The sequence below is a fragment of the Acidisphaera sp. L21 genome, assembly GCF_009765685.1.
Lineage (GTDB): Bacteria > Pseudomonadota > Alphaproteobacteria > Acetobacterales > Acetobacteraceae > LMUY01.
Map to the genome: position 1 here is coordinate 6,431 of NZ_LMUY01000003.1, position 7,847 is coordinate 14,277.

A 7,847-nucleotide genomic window follows, 5' to 3' on the forward strand; every position below is an offset into this window, starting at 1 on the left:
GCTCGACCGCCTGCGCCAGGGAAAAGCCGAGCGACCCGGATTGGCTGATGATCCCGATGGCATGCGGCAGCAAAGCCCGCCGATCCGGCATGGCGGAGAACGTCAGCCCGGCGCCCACGGCATAGTTGACGATGCCGATCGTGTTAGGCCCCACCAAACGCATGCCGCTGCGCCGGGCGATCGCCGTCAGGCGCTGCTGCTCGGCCGCCCGTTCCGGCCGTGCCGTTTCCACGTAGCCGGAGGCCACGACGATCGCGCCGCCGACACCGAGATCGGCGCATTGGCTGACGATCGGCTCCACCGCCTCCCGTCCGACCGCGATAAAGACGCAATCCGGCACCTCCGGCAACGAGGCGACATCCGGATAGCAGGGCTTGCCCTCGATCTGCTGATAGCGGGCGTTGACCAGGTAGACCGGGCCATCGAAGCTCGCCAAATTCTCCATCGCGCGGTTGCCGAAGGACCCCTTGCGTTCCGACGCGCCGATAATGGCGACGCTGCGCGGGCTCATCAGCCGCGCCATTTCGGCCCTGGTATAGGGGATAGGACGACCGGTCACAGGGCGGCGACCCTGCAGCCGCTTTCGGCGACGGTGCGGAAGGCGTGTTCGCCGGGCACGGTCGCCAGCGGCTTGAAGATGTCCCACTCGCTCTTGGATTCCGCGGGGGATTTCACCTGCATCAGATACATGTCGTGCACCATCCGACCGTTCGGCAGAACCTTGCCGCCGCGGGCAAACATGTCGTCCACCGGCATCGCCTGCATCGCCCGGGCCACGACAACCGCATCCGTGGTGCCGGATTTCTCCACCGCCTTCAGGTAGTGCAGCGCCTGGCTGTAGGCGCCGGCCTGCAGCATCGTCGGCATGTGGCCGACCCGGGGCAAAAATCGTTTGGAGAAGGCGCGGGTTTCGTCATTGCGATCCCAGTAGAACGCCGTCGTCAGGATCAGCCCCTGCCCAGCGTCCAGCCCCAGGCTACGAATATCGGTTTCCTGGATCACCAGCCCGGCCATCCGCTCGCCCTTCCGGGTGACACCGAATTCGGCCGCCTGTTTCATGGTGGCGATCATGTCCAGCCCACCATTGGCCAGGCAGATCACATCCGCCTTGGCCGACTGTGCCTCCAGCAAATAGGTGGAGTAATCCGGCGTGCCCATCGCCGCACGCACCAGCCCGACGATCTTGCCGCCCCGCGCCTTCACCACGGCGGAGGCATCGGCCACCAGCGACTCACCGAACGCATTATCTGCGGCAATGAAATACCAAGTCTTCGCCCCCTGGTCGAACAGCGCATTCCCCGTGCTGTTGGCCATGGCGTAGGAATCGTACACCCATTGCGTGGTGAACGGCGAACACGCCTTGCCGCTGATGTCCGAACTCGCAGCGCTGGAAATCAGCAGCGTTTTGCGCTTCTCCGCCGACAGCCCCATCAGCGCGAAGGCGATGTTGGACGTCGGCACGTCGGCAATCGCGTCCACCCCATCCGTGTCCCACCATTGCCGGCCGATGGACAGTGCGACGTCGGGTTTGTTCAGCCCGTCGGCGAACACCATCTCGATCGGGCGGCCCAGCGCCTTGCCGCCGAAATCCTCTATCGCCATGCGCGTCGCCTCGACGCTGCCCTTCCCGGCGACGTCGGCATACGAAGACGAGAGGTCGCTGAGCACGCCGATCTTGACCGCTTTGTCCGCCGCGCGTGCCCGGCGTCCACGCAGCAGCACCGGCGCCATGGCCGCCGCCGGTAAAAAAGCCCTACGCGTGATGTTGGACATCCGCTGCACTCCCCCAACCCCGAGCGGTTGCCCCGCTTTCGCCGTTTCACTGCGTGAAATCAACGTTCACAGTATTCGCTGCCGGGCGCGGCTTGTAAAGCCGCTTGGGTGTCGGGCTTATGCGGCGGAGCGGCGTACGATCAGGTCGGAGCGTTCGAACACCGCGGGCAGCAGTTCCGTGCCTAGGCCGGGCCCTTCCATCGGCAGCACATAACCGTCCTTGATGACCGGCATGGTAGTGACGAGTTCATTGTACCAGCCGGTATAGAATGCGCGTACGCTTTCCTGGATGAGCGTGTTTGGCTGGCTGAACGAGGCATGGATGCCGGCGATAAACCCGACCGGGCCGATACAATCATGCGGCGCGAAGGGACGGTGATACGTCTCGGCCATCGCGGCGATCTTGCGCCCCTCCGTCAACCCGCCGGTCCAGCAGAGGTCGGCCATCACCACATGCATGGCGTCCCGGTCCAGCATCTCCTTGTAAGGGAAGCGGCTGCCCAGCGTCTCACTGGCACAAACCCACACGTCGGTGGACCGTGCATATTCCGCCAGTGCCTGGGGGGAATTCATGCGGATCGGGTCTTCGTACCAGGTAGGATTATACGGCTCCAACCACCGGGCGATCTTCTTGGCCATGGGCAGGTTCCACAGCGAGTGAAACTCAACCATGATTTCCATTTTGTCACCGACGGCCTTGCGGATCTTCTCGAACGGTTCGATCGCGGCCTTCAACTGGGTCGGCGTGATGGACATTCCGTCATTTTCGATGGCTGCCGGGTCGAACGGCCAGATCTTCATCGCGGTGATGCCGGATTCAAGCAGGCTCTCCGCCACGGCATCGGCACGCGTCATGAACCCGGTCAGATCTTCGTAGGGCCCACCTATGTCGCTGCGATTCCAGTTCGACACGGGCTTGATATTGTTGGACCGAACGTAGCCGTAGCCGGCGCAGGTGTTGTACACTCGCTGCTTCGGCCGGCACAGGCCGCCCAGCATCTGGTGCACCGGCTGGTTACAAACCTTGCCGAACACATCCCACAACGCGATATCGACGGCGGAGGCGGACCGGTATTCCGCGCCGGTGCTGGACTGCGCCATCGGCAGGTTCAGCATTTCGCGATGCAGCGCCTCGATATGCAGTGGATTGCGGCCTAGCAGGCGGCCGGCCAGCGTGTCGTGAATATGCGCCTCCACAGCGCCCGCGCCGTAAAAGGTTTCACCCAGGCCGATGAAGCCGGCATCGGTGTGGACGCGCACCCATATGACGTTGGCGAACTCCTGCGTCCGCAGTGTCTCGATCGCGGTAATTTTCATCGGTCCCTCCCCTAGTGGCGCAAGAATAAGCCGTCCGGTGAAATATCACAATCCGATTTCCCTTTTGCGGTGCTTCCACATCGCATAGTTTTGACGCGGGGATGGAGCTGTCAGAGATACGATGACGAAACAGCCGAAGCTGGGGCCGCGCCCGGTGGCCGAACGGGCCGCTGCCGCCACAAGCCGCGTGAACCTGTCCGACGTCGCCTATGATCGGTTGGAGGAACTCATCGTGACCTGTGCACTGCGCCCTGGTCTGTTCCTCTCCATCCAGGATTTGCAGGACCATACCGGGGTTGGCCGCACGCCAATCCACCAGGCCGTCAGCCGCCTGGCGTCCGACACGCTCATCATCATCCGGCCGCGGCACGGGTTGCAGATCGCCCCCGTGGAGCTGCCGCGGGAACGTACCTTGTTGCGGCTACGGCGCGATATGGAACGATTTGTCGTGCGCCTGGCAACCGAACGGGCCAGCGCCGCGCAGCGGGCTCAGTTGGCGCAGATTGCCGCCACGCTGCGTCGCCGGGCGGATCGGATGCCAATCGGGGAGTTCAACCAATTCGACCGGCAGATCGACCACCTGCTGATTGCCGCAACGGGGGAGGCGTTCCTGGAACACACGTTGCGCCCCCTGCACACGATCTTTCGTCGCATCGGCTGGATCTATCATCGCTGGGTGCGCCCCACCGAGGGGTTTGCCCGCACGCGGGAATGCCATTTGGCGATTTTGGATGCCGTCGTCGCCAAGCGCATGACCGAGGCCGTCACCGCGTCCGACCGGCTCATCACCTTCAGCGATAGCATGTTCGACGTGCTGGGCCGCGGGATCGAGCCGTCATTGCTCGACTGCAACCTGGAAATGCGGGCGGCGGGTTAGGCGGGCGCACCCAGATTTGCCTGCGTCCGCTGGGCGCGGTCGCGAATCACATCCCACTGCCCGGCCGCGATCTCTGCCGCCGGGGTCAGCCACGAGCCGCCAACGGCCACCACGTTCGGCTGCACCAACCACTCGGCGGCATTATCCTCGGTCACGCCGCCAGTTGGACAGAAGCGGGCCTGTGGAAACGGGCCGGCCAGCGCCTTCAATCCCGGAATGCCGCCGGCGGACGTGGCGGGGAAAAACTTCGCGGTGTCGAAGCCGCGCGCCATAGCCTCCATCAGCTCCGACGCCGTCGCGATGCCGGGCAGGAACGGAATGCTGGCGCCAGCCGCCGCATCCAGCAGGGCGGGTGTGGCACCAGGGCTGAGCGCGAATTGCGCGCCGATATCGATCGCGCGCTTCAGATCATCTGGCGTCAGCACGGTGCCGATGCCCACCACGGCGCCCGGCACCTCGCGGATGATCGCCTGCGCGCCAGCCAGCCCGGCCTCCGTCCGCAGCGTAATCTCCAGCAGACGGATGCCGCCCTCTACCAGCGCCCGCGCCAGCGGCACGGCATCCACCAGCCGGTGGATGGTGATGACGGGGACGACGCGCCCGATGGCAAGCAAGGCGGCAAGTTGGTCTTTGCGGGTCATGCCAAAAACTCCTGCATGGCGGACCGGGGAATGATCGCGCCGGGGTGGCCGACCACGACGCCCGCCAGGGCGTGGCCGGCGCTGGCCGCGGCAGCAGGCGTGGCACCGTGCAGCCGGGCGGCCAGGTAGGCGGCGGCGAAGCTGTCCCCGGCGGCTGTCGTATCCACCACGCGATCGACGGGGGCGGCGCGGGACCCGTCCTCACCATTGCTATGAAACAGCCGGGTTGCGGGATGCAGCTGTTTCAGCACGATTTCCGTGTCGGCGGTATGCCGCAACAGAGCCGCCTCCCCATCCTCGTCATACAGCAGTGCCAGATCCTCGACCGAGGCTATGACGATATCGGCGGCGCGGAACATCCGCTCGTAAAGCTGCCGGGCGACCGTTCGGTCTGGCCAGCCGCGGGGCCGGAAATTGGTGTCGAACACGATACGCGCGCCGCGCTTGCTGGCATCCGCCAAAGCCTGGAACAACGCAGCACGAGCATGCTCGTCGTAGATCGAAAGCGTGATTCCCGACAGGTAAAGCACGTCGAAGACATCCAGGCTTCGCGGGTCCAGATGGTCGAACAGCCCCCGGGCCGCGGCACTGTCTCGCCAGTATAGGAAGCGCCGTTCACCGTTTGCGTCGGTCTGGATGATGTAGAGGCCAGGGAGGCGACCGGGGAGCTGTTGCACCAGCCCGGTGCCGATCCCTTCCTCGCGCCACCGGGTCAGCATCTCGTCGCTCCACCCGTCATCGCCCAGCGCGGTCACGTAGTCGACCGCCATGCCGAGCCGGGCCAGGTATAGGGCGGTGTTCAGCGTATCACCGCCCCATCCCCGTTGCAGCGTCCCGTCCGGCATTTCCCGCAATTCCACCATGCACTCGCCAATGCAGGCGATACGGGACGTCATGATCAGTCGTGCTCGTAGCCGTAGATTTCCGGCAGGATGAAGATCGCGGACAGCAACCCGATCAACGGGAAGATCGCCACCAGAAGCGTCGCCGTCGCCTGCCCCACCGCCGCGAATAGCGACGGGAACAGGAAGATCGCCAGGAAGGATGGCAGCTTGACGAACATGTAGGCGAAGCCGCTGGCGGTGCCGCGATACTCCGGCTTGGCCACCACGGTCGGGATCGTCATGCAGTTCGACGCATCCCAGTAATGGCCCCACAGCATGGCTGCTGCAGCGAAGGGGAGGATGATCGTCGCGCCCGTATACAGCGCCCCGGCGGCCACGATCAGCGAGACCAACACGATCGCGAACCCGGCGATGCTGATCCCGCGTTGCCCGATCTTCGGCGTCAGCAGCGGGCCAACCCAGCCGGCCACGGCGGCAACGCAGTAGAGCGCCATCGTCACCAAATCGATGCCCAGCAGCGACGACACGCCAACCATGACGAACAATACCGGCAGGTAGAACGCGAAGGTCGAAAACTCACTTCCCTGGCAGAAGCACGCGATCCAGCCATACAGCGTGGCGCGCCAGCGGATCGGGTCCTTGCGGATGTCGGCCAGAAAGGCGCTTGGCCGGGGCTTCGGCACGACGATGTCCTCGTTCGGCAGCATGTCGAGATCATCGTTGTACATCTTGCGTGCGGTGGCCTTGGCCTCGCGGAACCGGCCATGCCGGATCAACCATACCGCGGTTTCCGGCAGGTCGTGCCGCATCAGCAGGATGACCAGCGCAGGCACCGCACCCAGGCCCAGCGTCACCCGCCAGATCATCTCGTGGTCCAAATTGGCCGCGATGAAGACGGCGATCACCGCCAGGGTGGCGACTTCACCCACCGCGAACATGAACTGCCAGCGGTTGCCCATCACCTCGCGCTTGCCCTTGGGCATCGACTCCATGATGTAGGTGTAGCCGTTGGAGATGTCGCTTCCCAATGGCACGCCCAGCAGGAAGCGCACCACGACCAGCCAGCCGACGCTGGTGACGAAGGCCTGTAGCAGCGCCAGCACGATGAACATGATCATCGTCGACAGGAACATGATCCGCCGCCCGATCTTGTCCGACAGCCAGCCGCCCAGCAGCGCGCCAACCAATGCGCCGCCCTGCGTCCCGGCCGCGGCCAAGCCCAGCAGCAGCGGGTCGGGATGATACTGGTCGCGGATGAACACCAGGACGAAGGCGATGGAATAAAGGTCCCAGGCCTCCACCAGGATGGAGGACATCATCAGCCAGCCGACGCGATTACCCTTGGGATTGTAGTGCGTAACCAGGTGGCGAACGGCGCCATCCATGGCTGATTGTTGCGACATCGCGATCGACACGCCGTATCCTCCACCCGAACTGTTATTGAGCCAGGCGCTTATTGCGCCAACGCATCAGAGCACGTTAAATCTTTCGTGATATTTCACGAGTGTCAAGGCCCGGGCAGACGATTTGTTGGTGCGCCTAGCGCTGGCACACGCGGGTACGTCGTCACTCGGTGGTTTCGCACCCGGCGCACATCTGACAACATAAGGCGATGACGACAAGGCTAAACCGAACACGCAAAGCCATGCTGCGATGCATCATTTTTCTGGCGCGCCGGCCAAGTTGCCAACCCTAGAAGGACCATCATGCCGTCAATGTTCGATTTGACCGGCCGCACCGCGTTGGTGACCGGCTCGTCCCGTGGCCTGGGCCGTGCCATGGCGGAGGGGTTTGCCGCGTCCGGCGCGGCCGTGGTGCTGAACGGCTCCGACGAAGCTCGCCTGGCCAGTGCGGTGGCGGAGATGATGGCAGCCGGCCACACCGTCCACGCGGCGCAGTTCAACGTGACGGATGAAGCCGCCGTGGTCGCCGCGTTCGAGGCGCTGGATGCGAAGGGCATCGCGGTCGATATCCTGGTCAACAATGCCGGCATCCAGTTCCGCAAGCCGATGATCGAGCTGGAGACGGCGGATTGGCGCCGGGTGATCGACACGAACCTCACCAGCGCCTTCGTCATCGGGCGGGAAGCTGCGCGACGCATGATCCCACGCGGCCGGGGCAAGATCATCAATATCGGGTCGCTCACCAGCGAACTGGCCCGCGCCACCGTTGCCCCCTACACCGTGGCCAAAGGCGGCATCAAAATGCTGACCCGGGCGATGGCGGCCGAATGGGCGAAGGATGGCCTGCAGGCCAATGCCATCGGCCCCGGCTATATGCTGACGGAGATGAACACCGCATTGGTCGAAAACCCGGCCTTCGACGCCTGGGTAAAGGGTCGCACGCCCGCCGGGCGCTGGGGCCGCCCGGACGAGTTGATCGGCACGGCGGTCT

8 protein-coding genes are annotated in these 7,847 nt (G+C 64.5%); 2 read left to right on the forward strand and 6 right to left on the reverse strand.

Features of this window, described 5'->3' with window-relative positions; genetic code table 11:
* The 3 genes from GSQ76_RS00440 to GSQ76_RS00450 form a co-directional block, all read right to left on the reverse strand.
* A partial coding sequence (locus GSQ76_RS00440; protein ID WP_174247264.1) for a CoA-binding protein occupies nucleotides 1-559 on the reverse strand: 559 nt, incomplete at its 3' end.
* Complete coding sequence (locus GSQ76_RS00445) at nucleotides 556-1,773, reverse strand: ABC transporter substrate-binding protein (protein ID WP_158741950.1); 1,218 nt, start codon at nucleotides 1,771-1,773, stop codon at nucleotides 556-558. The genes GSQ76_RS00445 and GSQ76_RS00440, both read right to left, overlap by 4 nt.
* 117 nt (nucleotides 1,774-1,890) lie before the next feature.
* Nucleotides 1,891-3,090, reverse strand: a complete 1,200-nt coding sequence (locus GSQ76_RS00450) for a mandelate racemase/muconate lactonizing enzyme family protein (protein WP_158741951.1) — start codon at nucleotides 3,088-3,090, stop codon at nucleotides 1,891-1,893.
* Nucleotides 3,091-3,211: 121 nt separating this feature from the next.
* Between GSQ76_RS00450 and GSQ76_RS00455 the strand changes: the two genes are divergently transcribed.
* A complete protein-coding gene (locus GSQ76_RS00455; RefSeq protein ID WP_158741952.1) occupies nucleotides 3,212-3,967 on the forward strand; it encodes a GntR family transcriptional regulator in 756 nt (251 codons plus the stop codon).
* Here the strand turns inward: GSQ76_RS00455 and eda are convergent.
* From eda to GSQ76_RS00470, 3 genes are read right to left on the reverse strand one after another with little or no spacing between them, the layout of a single operon-like run.
* Complete coding sequence (gene eda / locus GSQ76_RS00460) at nucleotides 3,964-4,608, reverse strand: bifunctional 4-hydroxy-2-oxoglutarate aldolase/2-dehydro-3-deoxy-phosphogluconate aldolase (protein WP_158741953.1); 645 nt, start codon at nucleotides 4,606-4,608, stop codon at nucleotides 3,964-3,966. The two genes, GSQ76_RS00455 and eda, sit on opposite strands and share 4 nt — an antisense overlap.
* Nucleotides 4,605-5,504 carry a sugar kinase gene (locus tag GSQ76_RS00465; protein WP_158741954.1) on the reverse strand — a complete coding sequence of 300 codons (900 nt, stop codon included), beginning with the start codon at nucleotides 5,502-5,504 and terminating at the stop codon, nucleotides 4,605-4,607. Before GSQ76_RS00465 ends, eda begins: the two co-directional genes overlap by 4 nt.
* A gap of 2 nt (nucleotides 5,505-5,506) precedes the next feature.
* Nucleotides 5,507-6,868 carry an MFS transporter gene (locus GSQ76_RS00470; RefSeq protein WP_216850830.1) on the reverse strand — a complete coding sequence of 454 codons (1,362 nt, stop codon included), beginning with the start codon at nucleotides 6,866-6,868 and terminating at the stop codon, nucleotides 5,507-5,509.
* Between the two features lie 291 nt (nucleotides 6,869-7,159).
* On the opposite strand from GSQ76_RS00470, the gene GSQ76_RS00475 reads away from it, so the two are divergent.
* Nucleotides 7,160-7,847: SDR family NAD(P)-dependent oxidoreductase (locus GSQ76_RS00475; protein WP_158741955.1), on the forward strand; the 688-nt coding region annotated here is incomplete at its 3' end.